The sequence below is a fragment of the Pedococcus sp. P1_H8 genome (assembly GCF_056405175.1).
Genome location: NZ_JBFUCP010000001.1, coordinates 38,419 through 59,375, shown reverse-complemented (window position 1 = coordinate 59,375; position 20,957 = coordinate 38,419). Strand labels below are relative to the sequence as shown.

18 protein-coding genes are annotated in these 20,957 nt (G+C 70.8%); 14 read left to right on the top strand and 4 right to left on the bottom strand.

Annotated features, from left to right (window positions below):
- Positions 1-99 precede the first annotated feature (99 nt).
- The 10 genes from AC1DYG_RS00305 (at position 100) to AC1DYG_RS00260 (ending at position 11,638) form a co-directional block, all read left to right on the top strand.
- Complete coding sequence (locus tag AC1DYG_RS00305) at positions 100-1,701, top strand: ABC-F family ATP-binding cassette domain-containing protein (RefSeq protein ID WP_477637912.1); 1,602 nt, start codon at positions 100-102, stop codon at positions 1,699-1,701.
- 176 nt (positions 1,702-1,877) lie between these two features.
- Positions 1,878-3,554, top strand: a complete 1,677-nt coding sequence (locus AC1DYG_RS00300; protein WP_477637911.1) for a nitrite/sulfite reductase — start codon at positions 1,878-1,880, stop codon at positions 3,552-3,554.
- Positions 3,551-3,754: a hypothetical protein gene (locus AC1DYG_RS00295; RefSeq protein WP_477637910.1), complete on the top strand. Its 204-nt coding sequence runs from the start codon at positions 3,551-3,553 to the stop codon at positions 3,752-3,754. The genes AC1DYG_RS00300 and AC1DYG_RS00295 overlap by 4 nt, the downstream gene beginning before the upstream one ends.
- Positions 3,751-4,518: a phosphoadenylyl-sulfate reductase gene (locus AC1DYG_RS00290; RefSeq protein WP_477637909.1), complete on the top strand. Its 768-nt coding sequence runs from the start codon at positions 3,751-3,753 to the stop codon at positions 4,516-4,518. The genes AC1DYG_RS00295 and AC1DYG_RS00290 overlap by 4 nt, the downstream gene beginning before the upstream one ends.
- Positions 4,515-5,447, top strand: coding sequence for a sulfate adenylyltransferase subunit CysD (gene cysD / locus AC1DYG_RS00285; protein WP_477637908.1), 933 nt, complete (start codon positions 4,515-4,517; stop codon positions 5,445-5,447). The genes AC1DYG_RS00290 and cysD overlap by 4 nt, the downstream gene beginning before the upstream one ends.
- Positions 5,447-6,799 (top strand): sulfate adenylyltransferase subunit 1, encoded by a 1,353-nt coding sequence (locus AC1DYG_RS00280; protein ID WP_477637907.1) that lies wholly within the window; start codon positions 5,447-5,449, stop codon positions 6,797-6,799. Before cysD ends, AC1DYG_RS00280 begins: the two co-directional genes overlap by 1 nt.
- Complete coding sequence (gene cobA / locus AC1DYG_RS00275; RefSeq protein ID WP_477637906.1) at positions 6,799-8,073, top strand: uroporphyrinogen-III C-methyltransferase; 1,275 nt, start codon at positions 6,799-6,801, stop codon at positions 8,071-8,073. Before AC1DYG_RS00280 ends, cobA begins: the two co-directional genes overlap by 1 nt.
- A gap of 10 nt (positions 8,074-8,083) precedes the next feature.
- Positions 8,084-8,809 (top strand): sirohydrochlorin chelatase, encoded by a 726-nt coding sequence (locus tag AC1DYG_RS00270; RefSeq protein ID WP_477637905.1) that lies wholly within the window; start codon positions 8,084-8,086, stop codon positions 8,807-8,809.
- Positions 8,806-9,594 (top strand): enoyl-CoA hydratase/isomerase family protein, encoded by a 789-nt coding sequence (locus tag AC1DYG_RS00265; protein WP_477637904.1) that lies wholly within the window; start codon positions 8,806-8,808, stop codon positions 9,592-9,594. Before AC1DYG_RS00270 ends, AC1DYG_RS00265 begins: the two co-directional genes overlap by 4 nt.
- A 166-nt stretch (positions 9,595-9,760) precedes the next feature.
- A complete protein-coding gene (locus AC1DYG_RS00260) occupies positions 9,761-11,638 on the top strand; it encodes an ABC transporter ATP-binding protein (RefSeq protein ID WP_477638213.1) in 1,878 nt (625 codons plus the stop codon).
- 12 nt (positions 11,639-11,650) lie between these two features.
- Here AC1DYG_RS00260 and AC1DYG_RS00255 read toward each other — a convergent pair whose 3' ends face one another.
- The gene (locus AC1DYG_RS00255) at positions 11,651-12,445 is read right to left on the bottom strand and encodes an SURF1 family cytochrome oxidase biogenesis protein (RefSeq protein ID WP_477637903.1); all 795 of its coding nucleotides are present in this window, start codon (positions 12,443-12,445) and stop codon (positions 11,651-11,653) included.
- 32 nt (positions 12,446-12,477) lie between these two features.
- Between AC1DYG_RS00255 and moaA the strand changes: the two genes are divergently transcribed.
- On the top strand, positions 12,478-13,524 hold the full coding sequence (moaA, locus tag AC1DYG_RS00250) for a GTP 3',8-cyclase MoaA (RefSeq protein ID WP_477637902.1): 1,047 nt from the start codon (positions 12,478-12,480) through the stop codon (positions 13,522-13,524).
- Positions 13,525-13,567: 43 nt separating this feature from the next.
- Here the strand turns inward: moaA and AC1DYG_RS00245 are convergent, their stop codons facing one another.
- Positions 13,568-13,777 carry a hypothetical protein gene (locus AC1DYG_RS00245; protein ID WP_477637901.1) on the bottom strand — a complete coding sequence of 70 codons (210 nt, stop codon included), beginning with the start codon at positions 13,775-13,777 and terminating at the stop codon, positions 13,568-13,570.
- Positions 13,777-14,097 (bottom strand): DUF3099 domain-containing protein, encoded by a 321-nt coding sequence (locus AC1DYG_RS00240; RefSeq protein ID WP_477637900.1) that lies wholly within the window; start codon positions 14,095-14,097, stop codon positions 13,777-13,779. The genes AC1DYG_RS00245 and AC1DYG_RS00240 overlap by 1 nt, the downstream gene beginning before the upstream one ends.
- A 122-nt stretch (positions 14,098-14,219) precedes the next feature.
- Here AC1DYG_RS00240 and fabG point away from each other — a divergent pair, with 122 nt between their 5' ends.
- From fabG to AC1DYG_RS00225, 3 genes are all read left to right on the top strand, one after another.
- The gene (gene fabG / locus AC1DYG_RS00235) at positions 14,220-14,930 is read left to right on the top strand and encodes a 3-oxoacyl-[acyl-carrier-protein] reductase (RefSeq protein WP_477637899.1); all 711 of its coding nucleotides are present in this window, start codon (positions 14,220-14,222) and stop codon (positions 14,928-14,930) included.
- A 74-nt stretch (positions 14,931-15,004) separates the two neighbouring features.
- Positions 15,005-15,763, top strand: coding sequence for an enoyl-ACP reductase FabI (gene fabI / locus AC1DYG_RS00230; protein ID WP_477637898.1), 759 nt, complete (start codon positions 15,005-15,007; stop codon positions 15,761-15,763).
- A 44-nt stretch (positions 15,764-15,807) separates the two neighbouring features.
- Positions 15,808-18,078, top strand: a complete 2,271-nt coding sequence (locus AC1DYG_RS00225) for a tetratricopeptide repeat protein (protein ID WP_477637897.1) — start codon at positions 15,808-15,810, stop codon at positions 18,076-18,078.
- A 6-nt stretch (positions 18,079-18,084) separates the two neighbouring features.
- Here the strand turns inward: AC1DYG_RS00225 and cphA are convergent, their stop codons facing one another.
- Positions 18,085-20,943, bottom strand: coding sequence for a cyanophycin synthetase (cphA, locus tag AC1DYG_RS00220; protein ID WP_477637896.1), 2,859 nt, complete (start codon positions 20,941-20,943; stop codon positions 18,085-18,087).
- Positions 20,944-20,957: the final 14 nt, after the last annotated feature.

The following is a 20,957-nucleotide window of genomic DNA, read 5'->3' as shown; positions in this document are numbered from 1 at the left end:
GGACAACTCTGCCGGTTAGACTAGTGATCTCAGCCCCTGAGCGGCGCAACCGCAACTCGTCGGAGCGCCCACCCCACCTGTGATGTCTGGAGTTCCGTCGTGATTGCCGCCAGTGGGATCGAGCTGCGCGCTGGGTCCAGGCTCCTGCTCGACGGCGCGACGTTCCGGATCGCGGCCGGTGACCGGGTCGGGCTCGTGGGCCGCAACGGTGCCGGCAAGACGACGCTCACCAAGGTGCTGGCGGGTCAGGGTCAGCCTGCGGCCGGCTCGGTGACCTCGACCGGCGAGGTGGGCTACCTCCCGCAGGACCCGCGCACTGGTGACCTGCACGTCCTGGCCCGCGACCGCATCCTCAGCGCCCGCGGACTCGACCGGATCATCACCCAGATGCGCGAGGCCGAGGGCGCGATGGCCAGCGCCGACGACGAGACCCGCGACAAGGCCATGCGTCGCTACTCGCGGCTCGAGGGTGAGTTCACCGCCCAGGGCGGGTATGCCGCGGAGTCCGAGGCCGCGACCATCGCGAGCGCGCTGTCGCTCGAGGAGCGGGTGCTGGGCCAGCCGCTGGCCACCCTGTCCGGTGGACAGCGCCGCCGGGTGGAGCTGTCGCGCATCCTGTTCTCCGGCGCCGCCACCCTGCTGCTCGACGAACCGACCAACCACCTCGACGCCGACTCCATCGGTTGGCTGCGCGACTACCTCAAGGGCTACCAGGGCGGGTTGGTGGTGATCAGCCACGACGTCGACCTGTTGAACGACGTCGTCAACCGGGTCTTCCACCTCGATGCCAACCGTGGCGAGCTCGACCTCTACAACGTCGGCTGGAAGCCCTATCTCCAGCAGCGTGAGACCGACGAGCGGGCCCGCAAGCGCGAGTACGCCAACGCCACGAAGAAGGCTGCCGCCCTCATGGAGCAGGCCGAGAAGATGCGGGCCAAGGCCACCAAGGCGGTCGCCGCCCAGAACATGATCAAGCGCGCCGAGCGGCTGATGGCCAGCGTCGAGGGGGAGCGGACCAGCGACAAGGTCGCCAAGCTGCGCTTCCCGGATCCTGCGCCGTGCGGTCGCACGCCCCTGCGCGCCTCGGGCCTGTCGCGGTCCTACGGCAGCCAGGAGGTCTTCACCGACGTCGACCTCGCCATCGACCGCGGGTCCCGCGTCGTGGTGCTGGGCCTCAACGGTGCCGGCAAGACGACCCTGCTGCGCATGCTCGCGGGCGTCGACACCCCCGACACGGGTCAGGTCGAGCCCGGTCACGGCCTCAAGCTCGGCTACTACGCTCAGGAGCACGAGAACCTCGACGTGTCCCGCACCGTGCTCTCCAACATGAAGTCGGCCGCGCCCGACTCGTTCGGCGAGACCGAGGTCCGCAAGGTCCTGGGCTCGTTCCTGTTCAGCGGCGACGACGTCGACAAGCGGGCCAGCGTGCTGTCCGGGGGCGAGAAGACCCGGCTCTCGCTGGCCATGCTGGTCGTGTCGAGCGCCAACGTGCTGCTGCTCGACGAGCCCACCAACAACCTCGACCCGGCGTCGCGCGAGGAGATCCTCGGCGCGCTGCGCACCTACAAGGGCGCGGTCGTCCTCGTCACCCACGACGAGGGGGCGGTGGAGGCGCTCGAGCCCGAGCGCATCCTGCTGCTGCCCGACGGCGTCGAGGACCACTGGGGCCAGGACTACCTCGACCTCATCTCGCTTGCCTGACGGCCTGCGGGTCCGACCCGAGATCCCAGCTCTCGGGCGAAAACAGTCCGCCGAGCCCCGAGATCCCAGCTTTCGGGGCGGATGGTGACCGCACGGCATACCCACAGGTTTGGTGGGGATTGCGGTCGAATAATGGACGGTTATGCAATCCATAACAGGATTGGCACAATGGTTGGGTGACGCAGACCCCCACGCGCCCCCAGCGGCAGGCAGGCAAGGCCACTGGCGCCTGGGCCGACGGCGACCGCACGCCGCTGAACGCCAACGAGGAGTTCAAGCAGGCCGATGACGGCCTCAACGTGCGAGCCCGGATCGAGGACGTCTACTCCAAGGAGGGATTCGCCTCCATCTCGGGAGAGGACCTGCGGGGGCGGATGCGCTGGTGGGGGCTCTACACCCAGCGGCGGCCCGGGATCGACGGCGGCAAGACCGCCACCCTGGACCCCAGCGAGCTCGACGCCGAGTTCTTCATGCTCCGGGTCCGCAGCGACGGCGGTGCTCTCGACGGCGACCAGCTCCGCACGATCGCCCAGATCAGCACCGAGTTCGCCCGTGACACGGCCGACATCACCGACCGGCAGAACATCCAGCTGCACTGGATACGGGTCGAGGACGTCCCCGAGATCTGGAAGCGCCTTGAGGCAGTCGGCCTGACCACCGCCGAGGCCTGCGGCGACACCCCTCGCGTCATCCTGGGCTCCCCGGTGGCCGGCATCGCCGCCGACGAGGTGCTCGACGGGACCCCGGCCGTGCGCGAGATCCTCGAGCGCTACATCGGCAGCCCCGAGTTCTCCAACCTGCCGCGCAAGTTCAAGACCGCCATCTCCGGCAGCCCGAGCCTGGACGTCGCCCACGAGGTCAACGACATCTCGTTCGTCGGTGTCCAGCACCCCGAGCACGGTCCCGGGTTCGACGTGTGGGTCGGCGGGGGACTGTCCACCAACCCGATGTTCGCCCAGCGCCTCGGCGTGTGGGTCTCGCTCGACGAGGTGCCCGAGGTCTGGAAGGGCGTCGTCTCGATCTTCCGCGACCATGGCTACCGCCGGCTGCGCAACCGGGCCCGGCTGAAGTTCCTGATGGCGGACTGGGGACCGGAGAAGTTCCGCGAGGTCCTCGAGACCGAGTACCTCGACCGCACCCTCGCCGACGGCCCTGCCCCGCCCCCGCCTTCCGTGCACCGTCGCGACCACGTCGGCGTGCACGCCCAGCAGGACGGCAGCTTCTGGGTCGGGGTCGCCCCCATCGCCGGCCGCGTGAGCGGCACCACCTTGTATGCCGTGGCGGAGCTGGCTTCGCGGCACGGCTCCGGTCGCGTGCGGCTCACCGCCCACCAGAAGCTGCTCGTGCTCGACGTCCCCGAGGGTGAGGTCGCGGCGCTGACCGCCGGCCTGGACGACCTCGGCCTCCCCACCGCCCCCAGCGAGTGGCGACGTGGCCTGATGGCCTGCACCGGCATCGAGTTCTGCAAGCTGGCCCTGGTGGAGACCAAGGCCCGCGCCCACACGGTCATCGCCGAGATGGAGCGACGGCTGCCCGACTTCGACGTGCCGTTCTCGATCCACATCAACGGCTGCCCCAACTCCTGCGCCCGCACCCAGGTCGCCGATGTCGGCCTCAAGGGCATGGTCCAGACCGACGACGACGGCAACCTCGTCGAGATCTTCCAGGTCCACCTGGGCGGCGGGCTCGGCACCGAGCCGCAGCTGGCCCGGAAGACCCGTGCCCTCAAGGTGCGCGCCGAGGACCTGCCCGAGTACGTCGAGCGGCTCGCAGGACGGTTCGTCTCGCAGCGAGCGGGCGACGAGTCGTTCGCGCACTGGGCCCATCGCGCCGAGGAGGACGACCTCCGATGAGTGACGAGCCGCGCGCCAGCGTCATCTACTACTGCCCGTTCTGCGCCGAAGAGGACCTGCGTCCGGTGGAAGAGCCCCGGGGCGGCTGGCGTTGCAACGCCTGCGCGCGGGTGTTCACCGTCCAGCTGGCCGCCCTCGACACCACCCGCATCCCGGGCCGCCTCCGGGAGGAAGCCGAGCTCCAGGGAGGAAAGCCATGACCGCCGTCACCGAAGACACCCGGCCGGCCGACGCGCTGCGCGCACTGGCCGACGAAGGCGGTGCACGGTTCGCTGCGCTCGAGGCGAGCAGCGACGAGGGGTCTGCCGACGCGGCATACGAGCATCGCGTGGAGCTGGCCCGTGAGTCCCTGCGCTGGGCGCAGGAGACGTTCGGTGAGCACCTCACGGTCGCGTCGTCGATGGGAGACGAGGTGCTCGTGCACCTGGTCGGCACCACGATCCCCGGCGCCGACGTGTTCTTCCTCGACACCGGCTACCACTTCGCCGAGACGCTGGGCACGCGCGACGCCTACGAAGCCATGCTGCCCATCACCATCCGCACCATCCTCCCGCTGCTCACCGTGGCCCAGCAGGACGCGAAGTACGGCGAGAAGCTGCACGACCGCGCTCCCGACCAGTGCTGCGCCATGCGCAAGGTCGAGCCGCTCAACCGGGCGCTCTCGACGCACCAGGCCTGGGTGACCGGCATGCGTCGGGTGGACGCGCCGACGCGCACCGACATCGGCATCGTCGGCTGGGACGACAAGCGCGGGATGGTCAAGCTCAACCCGATCGCGGGGTGGAGCGACGACGACGTCGACCGCTACGTCGACGAGCACGGGGTGTTCCTCAACCCGCTGCGGCAGGAGGGCTACGCGTCGATCGGCTGCGCCCCCTGCACCCGCCCCGTCGCCGAGGGCGAGGATGCCAGGGCCGGCCGCTGGGCCGGCAAGGACAAGACCGAATGCGGGCTGCACACATGACGACGACGACCGCCGCGCGGGCGCTGCCCGCTGAGTTCACCCTCGACCACCTCGACCACCTCGAGTCCGAGGCGATCCACATCTTCCGCGAGGTCGCGGGGGAGTTCGAGCGCCCGGTGATCCTCTTCTCCGGTGGCAAGGACTCGGTCGTGATGGTGCACCTCGCGCTCAAGGCCTTCGCTCCGGCGGCGCTGCCCTTTGCGCTGCTGCACGTCGACACCGGGCACAACTTCCCCGAGGTGCTCGACTACCGAGACAGCACGGTCGAGCGGCTCGGTGTGCGGCTCGTGGTGGCCCACGTCCAGGACTACATCGACGACGGCCGGCTGCGCGAGCGCGCCGACGGCACCCGCAACCCGCTGCAGACGGTCCCGCTGCTCGACGCCATCGAGGCGGGCAAGTTCGACGCCGTCTTCGGAGGCGGGCGACGCGACGAGGAGAAGGCCCGCGCCAAGGAGCGCGTGTTCAGCCTGCGTGACTCCTTCGGGGCCTGGGACCCGCGCCGCCAGCGCCCGGAGCTGTGGGACCTCTACAACGGCAAGCACGCGGTGGGTGAGCACGTGCGCGTCTTCCCGCTGTCGAACTGGACCGAGCTGGACGTCTGGCGCTACATCGAGCGTGAGGGCATCGCGCTGCCCGACCTCTACTACGCCCACGAGCGTGAGGTCTTCGCCCGCGACGGGATGTGGCTGGCCCCCGGAGAGTGGGGTGGACCGAAGAGCTCCGAGCGGGTCGAGAATCGGACGGTTCGCTACCGCACGGTCGGCGACATGAGCTGCACCGGTGCGGTCGACTCCGACGCCGCCGACGTGGCGGGCGTGATCCTCGAGCTGGCGGCCTCCCGGCTCACCGAGCGGGGTGCCACGCGCGCCGACGACCGGATGTCCGAGGCCGCCATGGAGGACCGCAAGAAGCAGGGGTACTTCTGATGGCGACGACCCAAGCACAGACACCAGTGACCACCATCGAGGACCCGTCCGCCCCCGCGCGCCGCCACGACCTGCTGAGGCTGGCGACGGCCGGCTCGGTGGACGACGGCAAGTCGACCCTCGTCGGGCGACTGCTCTACGACACCAAGTCGGTGCTGGCCGACCAGCTCGACGCGGTCGAGCGGGTCAGTCGGGAGCGGGGCCTGGACGCCGCAGACCTCGCGCTGCTCACCGACGGCCTGCGGGCCGAGCGCGAGCAGGGCATCACCATCGACGTGGCCTACCGCTACTTCTCGACGGCGACCCGGTCCTACGTCCTCGCCGACACCCCCGGCCACGTTCAGTACACCCGCAACATGGTCACGGGAGCCTCGACCGCCGAGCTGGCCCTCATCCTCATCGACGCGCGGCACGGCGTCGTCGAGCAGACGCGGCGTCATCTCGCGGTCACGGGACTGCTGGGTGTGCGTCACGTCGCGGTTGCCGTCAACAAGATGGACCTGGTCGACTGGTCGCAGCAGCGGTTCGACGACATCGTCGCCGAGTTCGGCCGCCATGCAACGCGTTTCGGGATCGAGGACGTCGCGGCCGTGCCGGTCTCCGCCCTGTTCGGCGACAACGTCGTGGACCGCTCGGACCGCGCCGCCTGGTACACCGGCCCTACGCTGCTCGAGCACCTCGAGTCGGTGCCGGTCGGCACCGACCCCTCGGCGCAGCCCCTGCGCATGCCGGTCCAGTACGTCATCCGCCCCCAGAGCGCCGAGCACCACGACTACCGCGGGTATGCCGGTCGGCTGGCTTCCGGTGTGGTCCGCCCGGGCGACGAGATCATCGTCCTGCCCGGCGGAGGCCGCACCACCGTGGCCGGCATCGACCGGGCCCGCGGGGACGGATCCCTCGAGTCGCTCGAGGTGGCCTTCGCCCCCCAGTCGGTCGTGCTGCGGCTCACCGACGACATCGACGTCTCCCGCGGCGACCTGCTGGCCACTGCCGACGAACCCAGCTTGACGACTCGCAACCTCGCAGGCACCGTCGCGGTCCTGTCCGAACGCCCGCTGCGGCAGCGTGACCGCGTGCTGCTGCGGGTCGGCACCCGCACGGTGCGTGCCATGGTCGATGACATCGTGGACCAGCTCGACATCGCGACGATGGAGCACCGGGCTGCGCCTGACGGCCTGGCGCTCAACGCCATCGGTCGGGTGCGCATCCGCCTCGCCGACGACATCGCCGTCGACGACTACCGCGCATTGCGCCGCACCGGTTCCTTCCTGCTGATCGACGAGGCCGATGGCTCGACGCTGGCTGCGGGCATGGCCGACGCCCCTGACCGGAACGTCGGAGAGGGCATCTGATGACGTCGCCCACCTACCCCCTCACGCTCGATCTGACGGGGCGTCGGGTGGTCGTCGTCGGGGGTGGGCCGGTGGCGGCCCGCCGCGCTGCCGGACTTCTCGAGGCCGGCGCAGCGGTGGACCTCATCGCGCCGTTCGTCTGCGAGGACCTGGCGGCCTCGGTCGCTGCTGGCCGGATCGCCTGGCAGCAGCGCGACTACGTCGCCGGCGACCTCCTCGAGCCCGAGCCCGCGTGGCTCGTGCACACCGCGACCGGCGACCCGCTCGTCGACGCCCAGGTCGCGCGTGAGGCCGACGCGGCACGCATCTGGTGCGTGCGCGCCGACGCCGCGGAGGCCTCCTCGGCGTGGACCCCCGCTGTGGCGAGGGGCGGCGCGGGCAAGGCCAGTGACGGGCTCGTCGTGGCGGTCAGCGCCGGTGGCGACCCGCGTCGCGCCACCGCGGTCCGCGACGCCGTCATGGCCGCTCTCGACAGCGGCACCCTCCCGGTGCGCCGGGTCCGGCGCGACAGCCCGGAGGCTGGCGCGCCCGCTGCAGTCGGCCGGGTGGCCCTCGTCGGTGGTGGGCCCGGGGCCGATGACCTCATCACGGTTCGTGGTCGCGCCCTGCTGGCGGCTGCCGACGTGATCGTGACCGACCGGCTGGGACCGCGCGGGCTGCTCGGCACCGTGGGGGCAGACGTCGAGGTCATCGACGTCGGCAAGACCCCGGGCCACCACCCCGTCAGCCAGTCCCGCATCAACGAGCTCCTGGTCCACCACGCCCAGCTGGGCAAGCGGGTGGTGCGCCTCAAGGGCGGCGACCCGTTCGTGCTCGGCCGTGGCGGCGAGGAGGCCCTCCACTGCATCGAGCACGGCGTCCCGGTCGAAGTCGTGCCGGGAGTGACCTCCGCGGTGTCGGTGCCCGCGGCCGCAGGCATCCCGGTGACGCACCGGGGGATCGCCGCGTCGTTCGTCGTGGCCTCTGCCCACGAAGGAGCCGAGCACGTGTTGGCCGCAGCGGCCGACGCCGCTCCCGACGCCACTCTCGTGCTGCTCATGGGCGTCACCCGGCTTGCCGAGACCGCCGCGGCCCTGATCGCGGCCGGCCGCCCCTCCGACACTCCGGTGGCGCTGGTGGAACGCGGCTGGACCCCCGAACAGCGCACGACCACGACCACCTTGGCCGATGCCGCCCGCGACGCGGTCGCGGCCGGGGTGCAGGCCCCCGCGGTCGTGGTGGTGGGCCAGGTCGTCAGCCTGCGGGACCGGCTCGGCGACCTGTCGGGGGAGTAGCGTCACGCGGGTGACCACCGAACCCGACATCGTCCTGCTCGCGCACGGGTCGCCGGACCCGCGGCACGCCCAGGGCGTCGAAGCCCTCGCCACGCACGTCCGCGCGCTGGTTCCGCACCGGCCGGTCCACACGGCATACCTCGACCACCACCCGCCCAGCCCCAAGGAGGCGGGAGTCGCCCTCGGCACGCACGCAGTCGTGGTGCCGGTGCTGCTCACTCCCGCGTTCCATGCCAAGGTCGACGTGCCCACCGCCGTCGACGACCTGACGCAGGCGTCCGGCTCACGGGTGTCCCTCGCCTCCCCCCTCGGCCCGCACGAGCTGCTCCTCGATGCAGCCGAAGAACTGCTTGCGGCACAAGGGATTTCGCCCGACCCCACCACCGCCGTGCTCCTGTATGCCGCGGGTTCCAGTGACAGCGATGCCGTCGCCACCGTTGGACGCACCCTCGCCGAACACCCGCGCGAGGGGTGGGGTCCGTGGAGCGTCGCCGCGCTCGAGGGCGGGTCGAGCATCGACCAGGTGTTGCGACGGCTCCCCGACGAGGTTGACCGGACAGTGGTGGTGTCGTTCATGGTCGCCGAGGGGATCCTGCGTGACCGGATGGCACAGCACTGCGGCCGGGCCGGGGTGTCGATGGTGGCCGGGGCGCTGGCCCAGACGTCGGCGGTGGCGCACCTCGTCCTGGAACGGGCGGACAGCGTCCTGGAGAGGGCGGATAGCCTGCCCGCGTGAGCGATGCAGCCAAGCCCCACCCGCACCTGACCGTCACGCGCGACGGCGCCGTCCTCACGGTGAGCCTCGACAACGCGGTCCGGCGCAATGCCCAGACGCCCAGCCTGTGGGCGGCCCTGGCCGCCGTGGCGGCTGACCTCGACCCTTCCGTCCGAGTGGTCGTGCTGCGCGGCGAGGGGCCCTCCTTCTCCGCAGGACTCGATCGGGGCATGCTCGCGCCCGGGGGAGTCCCCGGCGAGGTCGACATGGTCGCGATGGCGGCCGGCAGTGCCGAGGCCGCCGCTGAGGTCATCGAGGACTTCCAGCGCGGGTTCTCGGTCTGGGCAACGGTGCCGGCGGTCGTCGTGGCCGCCGTCCAGGGGCACGCGATCGGTGCCGGGTTCCAGCTGGCCCTGGCGGCGGACCTGCGGGTCGTGGCCGACGACGTGCAGTTCGCCATGAGGGAGACCTCGCTCGGCCTGGTGCCGGACCTGGCCGGCACGACGACCCTGGTGTCGCTCGTGGGTGTGGCGCGGGCGCTCGAGATCTGCGCCACGGGCCGCTTCGTGGGCGCGCCCGAGGCCGTCGCGATCGGGCTGGCCAACGTCGCCGTCCCGGTAGAAGCCCTCCAGGCCACCACGGCCGACCTGGTGGCCGCCCTCCTGGCCGCTCCTGAAGCCGCGCTGCGTGAGCTGAAACCGTTGCTGCACAGCGCGGCGTCGGCCGATCGCGACACCCAGCTGCGTCGCGAACGCGAGGCCCAGGGACGGTTGTTGCACGGCCTGGCCGGGCTGCTGTCGCGCTGAACCACGCCGACGTCCACCTGCATTGCCGTGTGCGACGCCGACGTCTACGGCGTTCCGCGCTCGGCGCAATGTCGGTGGCTGACGCCATGATGGGGAATGCGCCGTCGCGAGCACGGTGTTCCACCGCCATGAGCAGAGGAGACGTCTCTTGAGCCACTCGGGCTGGATGGCCATGCGTTCGCTGACCCGCGACGACTCCGTCAAGGACCGCAAGCTGGCACCCGGCACTGCCAAACGGGTCGGGTCCTACGCGCAGCCGTTCAGGCGCGAGATCGGTCTCTTCCTCGTCCTGGTGATCATCGACTCGGCGCTCGTCGTCGCCACGCCGCTCCTGCTCAAGGAGCTGATCGACAAGGGCATCACCCCGCGTGACCGAGGCGTCGTCATCGAGCTCGCCCTCGTCGTGGCCGCTCTCGCCGTGGTCAGTGGCGGGCTGGCCCTCCTGGAGCGCTGGTACTCCAGCCGGATCGGCGAGGGCCTGATCTACTCCCTGCGCGTCCAGGTCTTCTCGCACGTGCTGAGGCAACCCATCGCCTTCTTCACCCGGGCCCAGACGGGAGCCCTGGTGAGTCGCCTCAACAGCGACGTCATCGGCGCCCAGCAGGCCTTCACCTCGGTTCTTTCCAGCGTGGTGAGCAACGTCGTGTCACTCGTCCTGATCATCGTGACCATGGCCACGCTGTCCTGGCAGCTGACCCTGGCGTCGCTTGCCCTGGTGCCGTTCTTCCTCCTGCCCGCGCGGCTGATGGGCAGGCGCCTCGCCGGGCTCGCCCACGCGCAGATGGGCCTCAACGCCGACCTCGGTTCGCGGATGACCGAGCGGTTCAACGTGGCAGGCGCCTTGTTGGTCAAGCTGTTCGGAGAACCCCGCCGCGAGGACCGCGAGTACGCCGCGCAGGCGGCTGGCGTCCGCGACATGGGCGTGCGGATCTCGATGAACCGCAGCATCTTCTTCGTCGCGCTGACGCTCGTGGCCTCCTTGGCGACGGCCATGGTCTACGGCTTCGGCGGCCTGATGGCCGTCAGCGGCAGCCTCACCGTGGGCACGCTGCTCGCCCTCACCGCCCTGCTGGCTCGGCTCTACGGACCGCTCACCTCGCTGTCCAACGTGCGCGTCGACGTGATGACGGCGCTCGTGTCGTTCGAGCGCGTCTTCGAGGTGCTCGACCTGCAGCCCTTGGTGACCGAGCGTGCGGATGCCCGACCGCTGCCCGCCGGGCCCGTCCGGGTCGAGGTCGACGGCGTGGCGTTCCGCTACCCCTCGGCGGACGAGGTGTCACTCGCCTCGCTGGAGAGCGTTGCCGCCGGTGACCGCAAGGGTGGCGGGGTCGTCCTTCGCGACATCACCTTCGAGGCGCAGCCGGGGCAGCTGGTTGCCCTGGTGGGTCCCAGTGGGGCAGGCAAGTCGACGATCACGTCCCTCATCGCCCGCCTCTACGACCCCTCCACCGGAGCCGTGCGGATCAACGGCGTCGACCTGCGCGGGGCCACCCTGGAGTCGGTCGCGCAGACGGTGGGGATGGTCACCCAGGAAGCCCACCTGTTCCACGACACCATCCGTGCCAACCTGACGTACGCCGCGCCGAACGCCACCGACGACGAGCTCGTGGCGGCTCTCAAGGCAGCCCAGGTGTGGTCGCTGGTGGGCTCCCTCCCGGAGGGGCTGGACACGGTCGTGGGCGACCGGGGCCACCGGTTGTCCGGCGGCGAGAAGCAACGCCTGGCCCTGGCGCGCCTGCTGCTCAAGGGGCCTGGGTTGATCGTCCTCGACGAGGCCACCGCCCACCTCGACAGCGAGTCCGAGGCGGCCGTCCAGCGGGCCCTCGACACCGCCCTGGAGGGCCGCACGGCCATCGTGATCGCACACCGGCTGTCCACGGTTCGGGGCGCGGACCAGATCCTCGTCGTCGACGAGGGGCGCATCGTCGAGCGCGGCACCCACCGCGAGCTCATCGCGCGCGGTGGCCTCTACAACGACCTCTACACCACGCAGTTCGCCGACCAGGAAACCCGCAACATCCGCAGCAGCGACGTCCCCGCCTGAGGGCGGGAGCGCTCAGGCGTCCTCCTCGTCCCAGATGCGGACCTTTTTGGGCCGTGTGCGGGACGCTTGCTCAGGCGCGTCGTCTCCCTCGAGGTACTCGCGGCGGGCACCGAACCAGACCAGCACGAACCCTGCCACCATCGCGAACCACCACTGGAACGCATAGGCCTGGTGCGGTCCCAGGTCCGTGTCCGGTGGTTCCAGTGCGGTGGGCCGCCTCGGTGCGGTGCCGTCGGGCATCCGCTCGACTTCGAGCACGACGTACGCGCCGAGCAGCTGCGCTCCCACCTGCCGGCTCGCCTCGGCCAGGTTGATGCTCGCGACCTGGCCCGCTGGCAGGCTCTTGCCCAGTGAGGGCTCCGACCGGCGCAGCCAGCCGGTCACCGTGACCGTCCCTGTCGGCGAGGGAACCACGTCCGGCAGGGTCTCGGCGGTCTTGGCGTTCATCACCCAGCCACGGTCGACGAGCACCGTCGCACCCGAGGTGTCGACGAAGGGGACCAGCACCTCGTAGCCGTAGGTGCCGTCGAACGGACGGTTGCGGACCAGCAACGTCTTGTCCGCGGCATACCGGCCCTGCATGGTGACGCGAGTCCACTCCTCCGAGAGGGCCATGGGCGCGGGGCTCAGCACCTCGGTCACTGGCCGGGGCCTGGCGTCGTAGTGCGCGTGGATGCGTTCGGCCCGCGCAGCCTTGGCCTCGTAGCGGTGCCACTGCCACTGGCCGAGGAAGTACGCGGCCACCGCAAAGGCCAGGGCGACCCCAAAGGCACCCAGCCACCGACGCGATGTGAGCACCTTGACCACTGCTTCACGGTACCCGGCTTAGGCTAGAGACCATGACGGGCCTTCCTTTCCCCAGTGTGCGCGCTGAGAGCCGTGCCCCCGAGGGGACCGTCGGCCTGCCGGACCAGCTCGGCCGGGTGGCTCGCGACCTGCGCGTCTCGGTGACCGACCGCTGCAACCTGCGATGTCGCTACTGCATGCCGGCCGAGGGACTGCCGTGGCTGGCCAAGCCCGACATGCTCACTGACGACGAGCTCGTGCGTGTGATCGGGGTGTTCGTCGCTCTGGGGGTCCAGCAGATTCGGCTGACCGGAGGCGAGCCGCTGCTGCGCCGGTCACTCGTCGACGTCGTGCGGCGGGTTGCCGCCCTCGAGCCGCGGCCCAAGATCGCCATGACCACCAACGGCATCGGACTCGACCGTCTCGCCCAACCGCTGGCCGACGCGGGCCTGGACCGGGTCAACGTCAGCCTCGACACGGTCGACCCGCAGGAGTTCGCCGACCTCACCCGGCGCGACCGCCTCCACGACGTCGAGCTGGGCCTCAAGGCAGCCGCTGCCGCGGGGTTGGTACCAGTGAAGGTCAACGCGGTTGCCATGCGGGGCATCAACGACCACTCGGTCGCCGACCTGCTCCAGTGGTGCCTCGACCGAGGCTACGAGCTGCGCTTCATCGAGCAGATGCCGCTCGACGCCCAGCACGGCTGGGACGCCTCCACCATGATCAGCTCGGAGGAGATCCGAGAGCGGCTCGGGGAGCGGTTCGAGCTGACTGCACTGCCGGCGGCCGACCGCGGCAGCGCCCCTGCCGAGCGCTTCCTCGTCAACGGGGGACCCGTCACGGTCGGCATCATCGCCAGCGTCAGCGCCCCGTTCTGCGCCGCCTGCGACCGCACCCGGCTGACGGCCGACGGCCAGGTGCGCAACTGCCTGTTCTCACAGAAGGAGACCGACCTGCTCGGGCCGCTGCGAGCCGGTGCCAGCGACGACGAGCTGGCCGCCCTCATCCAGGGCGAGATGTGGCGCAAGGCCCCCGGGCACGGCATCGGCACCGCGGACTTCGTCCAGCCCGACCGCCCCATGTCCGCGATCGGCGGTTAGGCCGGTTTCAGCACGGCCCGTCTCGACCGGCGGGACGGCGTGCTCAGCCGGCGGTCTCGGGGATCGCGTCGGCGGGGACGGTTTCGACGAGGAAACCGCGGATCGACAAGAACTCACCGAGCGAGGTCCGGTGGTCGTCGCAGGCCAGCCAGACCTTGCGGCGGTCGGCCGCGTGGAGCTTGGGGTTGTTCCACAGGTGTGCCCACGTCGCGGCGTTGCGGCACGCCTTGGCACTGCAGACCAGCGAGTCCATCAACGGTCGATCTGCTCGGGGCCGTCGCCACGTGGGGTCACCGGTGCCGACGACCCCTGCCGGCGCGGCCCCACGGCGTTCGCGAGAACCACGGCCACGTAGGGCAGCACGATCGCGGCAACCGCCAGGCTGCCCCACAGCCACCACGGAGCGCCCTGCGTCGCGGTCACCGCTGCCCCGATGAAGCACGCGGTGCGGATGCCCATGGTGATCAGGTAGCGGCGGATCCGCCCTGCCTGCTCCTCGGCCAGTGACTCCGGCACGGACGTCACCGACTGCACGACGGGCTCGTCGTGGTGGTGGCGGTGGACGTGCGGCACATGTCCACGATAGGCGCCACCGGATGCGGTGTACCCATGGGTAGTCGATAAGGTCGCGACCGGAGGCGCAGCGCGGGTGCGCGCCCGCCGGACGCACCGCCCGAGACACACGGAGGACATCCATGGCAGGCCGCAACGTGCTGGTCACCGGAGGCAACCGCGGGATCGGCCTGTCCATCGCCACGGCATTGGCCGAGGCGGGCGACAACGTCGTGATCACGCACCGCTCGGGGGAGCCGCCCGAGGGGCTTCAGGGGGTGCGCTGCGAGGTGACCGACTCCGCGTCGGTCGACCAGGCCTTCACCGAGGCGGAAGCGATCTGGGGCGGCCCCGTGGAGGTGCTCGTGGCCAACGCCGGGGTCACCCGCGACGGCCTGCTGATGCGGATGACCGACGAGGACTTCGACGCGGTCATCGACACCAACCTCGCCGGAGCCTTCCGCTGCGCGCGTCGAGCGGTGAAGGGGATGATCAAGCAACGCAAGGGTCGGATCATCTTCATCTCCAGCGTCGTCGGGCTCTACGGCTCGCCCGGACAGACCAACTACTCGGCGAGCAAGGCCGGGCTCGTCGGCCTCGCCCGGTCCATCTCGCGCGAGCTGGGCGGCCGCGGGATCACCGCCAACGTCGTCGCGCCCGGTTTCATCGAGACCGACATGACCGCCGAGCTGCCCGAGGACCGCAAGAAGGCCTACCAGGCCACGATCCCCGCCGGCCGGTTCGCCCAGCCGGAGGAGGTCGCCGCAGCGGTGCGCTTCCTCGCCGGTGACGACGCGGCATACATCACCGGCGCGGTGATCCCGGTCGACGGTGGGCTGGGCATGGGCCACTGAGGTTTCCGCACCACGGAACCCACCCGCGACGCACCCCGACCACTCGAAACACTCCCCAGCGAAAGGCACCAGACATGCTGCTCGAGGGCAAGAAGCTCCTGATCACCGGAGTCCTCATGGACTCCTCGATCGCGTTCCACGTCGCCAAGATCGCGCAGGAGCAGGGTGCGGAGGTGGTGCTCACGTCGTTCGGCCGCACCTTCAAGATCACCCAGACGATCGCGAAGCGGTTGCCGACGACCCCGCCGGTCATCGAGCTCGACGTGACCAACCCGGAGGACCTCGACAGCCTCGCCGGGCGCCTGGGCGAGCATGTCGACCGCCTCGACGGGGTGCTCCACTCGATCGGGTTCGCCCCCCAGGGCGCCTTCAACTTCATGGAGGGCACCTTCGAGGACGTCTCGACGGCGATGCACGCCTCGGCCTACTCGCTGAAGTCCCTTGCCGTTGCTGCGCTCCCACTGATGAGCGCCGGCGGCAGCGTGGTCGGCCTGACCTTCGACGCCAAGTTCGCCTGGCCGGTCTACGACTGGATGGGCGTCGCCAAGGCCGCCTTCGAGTCGACCAACCGCTACCTCGCCCGCGACCTCGGCCCCAAGGGCATCCGCTGCAACCTCGTCGCGGCTGGCCCGATCCGCACCACGGCCGCCAAGTCCATCCCGGGATTCCAGACCTTCGAGGACACCTGGAACACGCGGGCCCCCCTCGGGTGGGACGTCAACAACGCCGTTCCGGCGGCCCAGGCCTGTGCTGCGCTGATGTCGGACTGGTTCCCGGCGACGACGGGCGAGATCGTCCACGTCGACGGCGGCGTCCACGCGATGGGGCAGTGACCGCCGCTGCTGGCGGCCCGCCCAGCCGCTACTAGGCTCGTTGCATGACGTCTGAGCCCGCCGCTGCGCCCGCTTCCGAGTCCGTTTCGGAGCCCGGCTCGGGGTCGGCCTCGGGGTCGGCCTCCGAGCCTGTTTCGGCACCCGCTGTCGCCGTGACGGAGGTGCGGGTGCTCGAGGGCCCCAACCTCTACTTCGCCAAGCCCGCGATCAAGGTCAGCCTCGAGCTGCCCGGCTACCTCGCCGCCGACGAGAGCACCCTCGCGGCTCTCGCTGCCCGCATCGGGATGCGTAGCGCCCGTCCCGGCGCCCCCGGCACCGAGCAGCGCCAGCGCTTCGTGATGCGCCTGGTCGAGCGCGCTGTCCGCCTGCTCGCCACGGCGAGTGGGACGACCCGGTTGGGTGTGCGGGTCCGTCCGGGCAGCGCGCCCGCCAGTGTCGTGATGGCCTTCGTATGGCGCCGCCGCACCCGGGCGCGCGCGCTGGGCCTGGGAGTGGGTCCGGTCCTGCGGGCCTGGCTCGAGGGCGGCGACGTCATCGACCACGAGGGCCTGGTCATCGGGCAGACCGAGCCAGGGGAGCGGCCAGCACTCCTCAAGCCGCGCATCCCGGTGGCGTCGATCACCGGCACCAACGGCAAGACCACGACCACCCGACTGCTGGGCCACATCGGGATGACCGCCGGGCTGCGCACGGCCTGGTCGTCCACCGACGGCATCGTCGTGCAGGGCGAGGTGGTCGAGGCCGGCGACTACTCCGGTCCCGCCGGTGCACGGGGCGTCCTGTCGGCCCCCGGCGTCGAGCTCGGCATCCTCGAGACGGCCCGGGGCGGCATGCTGCTCAAGGGGATGGGGGTGAGCGCCAACGACGTCAGCGTCGTCACGAACGTCTCTGCCGACCACCTCGGCCTCCAGGGCATCGACACCGTCGACCAGCTGGCGGAGGTCAAGGCGATCGTCACCAAGGCCACCAAGCCCCGAGGCTGGGTCGTGCTCAACGGTGAGGACCCGCGCGTGTGGGCGATGCGCAACGGGATCAAGGCCCGGCCATGGGTGTTCACCCTGCGGTCCGACGCTCCCGCGATCCGCGAGTCGCTCGACAGCGGTGGCCGCGCGATCACGGTGCTCGACGGCTCCATCACAGTCCTGGAGAACGGCCAGGACCCCGACCGGCTGGTCAGCATCCTCGATGTCCCCGCAACGCTGTCCGGGCTCTCCGAGCACAACATCGCCAACGCCCTCGCCGGCGCGGCCGCCGCCCTCGGACTGGGCCTGCCGCGCGAGGCCGTGGTCGAAGGGCTGCGCACCTTCGCGCCCGACGACAAGCTGAACCCCGGTCGGATGAACACCTACACGCTGCGGCGTGGCGACAGGACGGCCATCACGGTCATCGTCGACCTGGCCCACAACGAAGCCGGACTCGAAGCCCTCATGGACGTCGCCCATGGCCTGAAGGTCCCCGGAGGTCAGGTGCACCTCGGGTTGGGTCTCGCCGGGGACCGCACCGACGACCTGCTCGAGTCGATCGGTGAGGTCGCGGGCCTGCGAGCAGATCGGATCGTCGCGGCACACAAGGCGCACTACCTGCGTGGGCGCACCATGGAGGAGCTCGAGTCGCACCTGCGCACTGGCCTGGCGAGGGCTGGAGTGTCCGACATCGAGTCGTACGACACCGAGCTCGCCGGCCTGCAGGCGCTGGTGCCCGGCGCAGCCGACGGCGACGTCGTGGCGCTGATGTGCCACGCCGAACGCGCGCAGGTCGCCTCCTGGCTCGCCCAGCAGGGCGCCACGCCCGACACGGCCGACGACATCCGCAGCAAGGTGGTCGCGGCACGGGGGGAGCACGAGTTCGAGGGCGAGATCGCCGGGTTGTGGGAGCTCGCCGACGACCAGGCACGCATCGACTCCATCGCCCTCCTGCGCAGCCAGCGCCCGTCCGACCCGCGGCTGGTGTTCGAGCACGCCAGCGCGCTCGACGCGGCAGGCAAGGAGCAGGACGCCATCCCGCTCTACCGCGAGTCCCTCGCCTCGGGCCTGCGCGAGCCGCAGCGCCACCGGGCGCGCATCCAGCTGGCGTCGAGCCTGCGCGTTGCCGGGCAGCCAGAGCTGGCCTACTCGCTGCTCACCGAGCTGAGCGCGGAGCGGCCGGGCAGCGTGGCCGTCGAGGCGTTCCGTGCCCTGGCCGGGGTCGACAGCGGGCACGCCGAGTCGTCGGTCGCCGACCTCATCGAGGTGCTGCTGCACCACGCGGGCGACGACGACGCCCTCGCCTACCAGCGTGCGCTCTCGGCGTATGCCGCGGAGCTGCGCGAGCGCTGAGGAGACTCAGCCGGTGGTGGCCGGCTCGACCTCGGAGGCCTCGGCAGCGGCCGCGTCGTCTCCCGACTGCTGGGCCTCGGACTGCATCTCGACCGGATCGAGATCGGGGTCGCCGATGCCCTCCTTGTTGTGGGCCCCGGCCTGGGCGTGCTTGGTCATCGACTCCAGCTCACCGAGCACCTCGGCGTGCTGGTCGACGCAAAGCACCACGACATCGCCGGGGTTGGCTCGCGCCATGCAGTGCCGCACGGCGTCGACCTCGTTGAGGACAGTCTCCACCTGCCGGCAGCGCACGCCCTCCTTGCCGATCTCGCCCTTCGCGCCCTCGGCGATGAGGTCTGCCGTCTGGCCGGCGGGGCGGCCCCGCTTGCGCTCGTCCTCACGGACGACCACGACGTCGAAGTGGCGAGCCGCCAGGGCGCCCAGCTCGCGCATGTCGTCGTCGCGACGGTCACCGGCCGTCGACACCATGCCGATGCGCGACACCTTGCCGAGGTCGGACTGGCCGGCCTTCTGGTCGGCATAGCTCTCCACGAACTCGCCGAGCACCCGCATGCCGGGCGCGTTGTGGCAGTAGTCGACGAACACGTCAACGTTGTGCACGTTGACGAGGTTCATCCGACCGGGGGAGAGGTAGTAGCTCGTGGTGAAGGTCCGCAGTCCCTGACGGATCTCGTGGAGCCCGGCACCGGCGGCGAAGGCCGCGCCAGCCGCGGCCATGGCGTTGGCGACGTTGAACTTCGCCGTGCCGCCGAACGTGGAGGGCAAAAGGTGGGTCCACGCGAGCTGCATCGAGCGACGGCCGTGCTTGATGACGATCATGTCGCCGCGGTCGGTGTGGTCGAGGACGACGGCGCGGCCGCCACGGCGGCAGTAATCCTCGATGAACTCGCGGACCTTGCTGCCTGGGGGCTGCAGCGAGAACCACACGATGCCGCCGGAGCACTTGCGTCGCATCTTGCGAACGAGCTCGTCGTCGGCATTCAACACGGCAAATCCGTTGCGGGGCACCGCTTCCACGACGACGGCCTTGACGTCGGCGAGCTGGGCCAGGGTGTCGATGCCCTTCATGCCCAGGTGGTCGGGAGCGACGTTGGTCACGACCGCGACATCGTTGCGGTCATAGCCGAGTCCCTCGCGCAGGATGCCTCCGCGGGCGACCTCCATGACGGCGAAGTCGACACGCGGGTTCTGCAGGACCATCCGCGCCGACCGGGGACCGGAGGCATCTGCCTTGTAGACGAGGCGCTCGTCGATGACGATGCCGTCGGTCGAGGTCATGCCCACCTTGCGTCCGATGCCCTTGAAGATGTGGGCGATCATCCGCGAGGTGGTGGTCTTGCCGTTGGTCCCCGTGACGGCCACGATCGGCACCCGCGAAGGGGAACCGGGCGGGAAGAGCAGGTCGACGACCGGTTTGGCGATGAACTGTGGCTCGCCGACGGTCGGGTGGGTGTGCATGCGGAATCCCGGGGCTGCGTTGACCTCGCAGATGGCGCCCCCGGTCTCGCGGACGGGGGAGGCGATGTCCGGACAGATGAAGTCGATGCCGGCCACGTCGAGGCCGATCATGCGGGCGGCCTCTTCGGCGATCTCGACGTTGTCGGGGTGCGCGTCGAAGGTCCGGTCGACCGAGATGCCACCGGTGGACATGTTGCCCGTGAGGGCCAGCTTGACCATCTGGTCCTTCGGCGGCACGCCGTCGAGCTCGAAGCCCTGGTCTCGCACGAGTGCCGTGGCTGCGTCGTCGACCTTGATCCGGGTGAGCACCTTCTCGTGGCCGACACCACGGCGTGGGTCGGCGTTGGTGATCTCCACGAGCTCGGCGACCGTGTGGCTGCCGTCGCCGATGACGTGGGCGGGCACGCGCTCGGCGATGGCCTGCATCTTGCCGCCGACGATGAGGCACCGGTAGTCGCGACCCGTGACGAGCGACTCGACGATGACGTAGCCACGTCGCGACTCGCCCTCCGCGATGTCGAAGCTCGCGCGGACCTGCTCCTCGGTGGTCAGGTCGAGGCACACGCCACGACCGTGGTTGCCGTCCAGTGGCTTGACGACCACGGGGTAGCCGATCCGCTTGGCGGCGGACACGGCGCCGTCGGCCGTGCGAACGGTCTCCTGCTTGGGCACCGGGAGCCCGGCAGAACCCAGCAGTCGGGTGGTCATGTCCTTGTCGCCGGCGATGTCGACGGCCAGGGCGCCGGTCTTGGAGGTCATCGTCGCCCGGATCCGCTGGGCGTGGACGCCCTGTCCGAGCTGCACGAACGACGCCGCGTTGAGCCGGATGTAGGGGATGTCGCGCGAGATGGCCTCCTCGAGGATCGCCCCTGTGGACGGGCCGAACGCCGTCCGCTGAGCACGTCGCAGAAAGAGGTCCAGCTCCTCGGAGAAGTCGAAACCCTCCTCGGCCTGCACGAGGTGGTTGACCAGCCGCACGGCGAGCACGCCCGCGGCCAGGCCGACGGCCTCGTCGGCGTAGTCGTAGATGACGTTGTAGACCCCCGTCTGTCCCTTGACCGCGCGCGTCTTGCCGCGGCGCAGGTCGTGCCCGGCCTCCTGCTGGAGCTGGAGCGAGACGTGCTCGGCGACGTGTCCGAGCCAGGTGCCTTCGCGCATTCGCTCGATGAAGCCGCCCTTCACACCGCGTGAGCAGGTGTGGTTCTCGAGGTTGGGCAGGAGCTCGACGAGCCGGTCGGTGAACCCGGCCAGCGTGTCGGTCGGGTAGGCCTCGAGCACCCCCAGGTCCACGACGAGGTGGATCGCCGGGCTGTACGACCAGATGTTCCCGCCGCGGTAGACCCGGGACTCGACGATCGAGAGCTCGGGTGCGGGGGGACCAGTGGGGGTGGGGCGATCTGCCATGGGATCTCCTTGCG

Bases quoted from the DNA above. Each gene is read 5' to 3' on its own strand.
- AC1DYG_RS00295 (WP_477637910.1), top strand. From the start codon at position 3,551: ATGAGTGACGAGCCGCGCGCCAGCGTCATCTACTACTGCCCGTTCTGC.
- cobA (WP_477637906.1), top strand. From the start codon at position 6,799: ATGACGTCGCCCACCTACCCCCTCACGCTCGATCTGACGGGGCGTCGG.
- fabG (WP_477637899.1), top strand. From the start codon at position 14,220: ATGGCAGGCCGCAACGTGCTGGTCACCGGAGGCAACCGCGGGATCGGC.
- AC1DYG_RS00225 (WP_477637897.1), top strand. From the start codon at position 15,808: ATGACGTCTGAGCCCGCCGCTGCGCCCGCTTCCGAGTCCGTTTCGGAG.
- fabI (WP_477637898.1), top strand. From the start codon at position 15,005: ATGCTGCTCGAGGGCAAGAAGCTCCTGATCACCGGAGTCCTCATGGAC.
- cysD (WP_477637908.1), top strand. From the start codon at position 4,515: ATGACGACGACGACCGCCGCGCGGGCGCTGCCCGCTGAGTTCACCCTC.
- AC1DYG_RS00290 (WP_477637909.1), top strand. From the start codon at position 3,751: ATGACCGCCGTCACCGAAGACACCCGGCCGGCCGACGCGCTGCGCGCA.
- cphA (WP_477637896.1), bottom strand. From the start codon at position 20,943: ATGGCAGATCGCCCCACCCCCACTGGTCCCCCCGCACCCGAGCTCTCG.
- AC1DYG_RS00245 (WP_477637901.1), bottom strand. From the start codon at position 13,777: ATGGACTCGCTGGTCTGCAGTGCCAAGGCGTGCCGCAACGCCGCGACG.
- moaA (WP_477637902.1), top strand. From the start codon at position 12,478: ATGACGGGCCTTCCTTTCCCCAGTGTGCGCGCTGAGAGCCGTGCCCCC.
- AC1DYG_RS00280 (WP_477637907.1), top strand. From the start codon at position 5,447: ATGGCGACGACCCAAGCACAGACACCAGTGACCACCATCGAGGACCCG.
- AC1DYG_RS00260 (WP_477638213.1), top strand. From the start codon at position 9,761: ATGGCCATGCGTTCGCTGACCCGCGACGACTCCGTCAAGGACCGCAAG.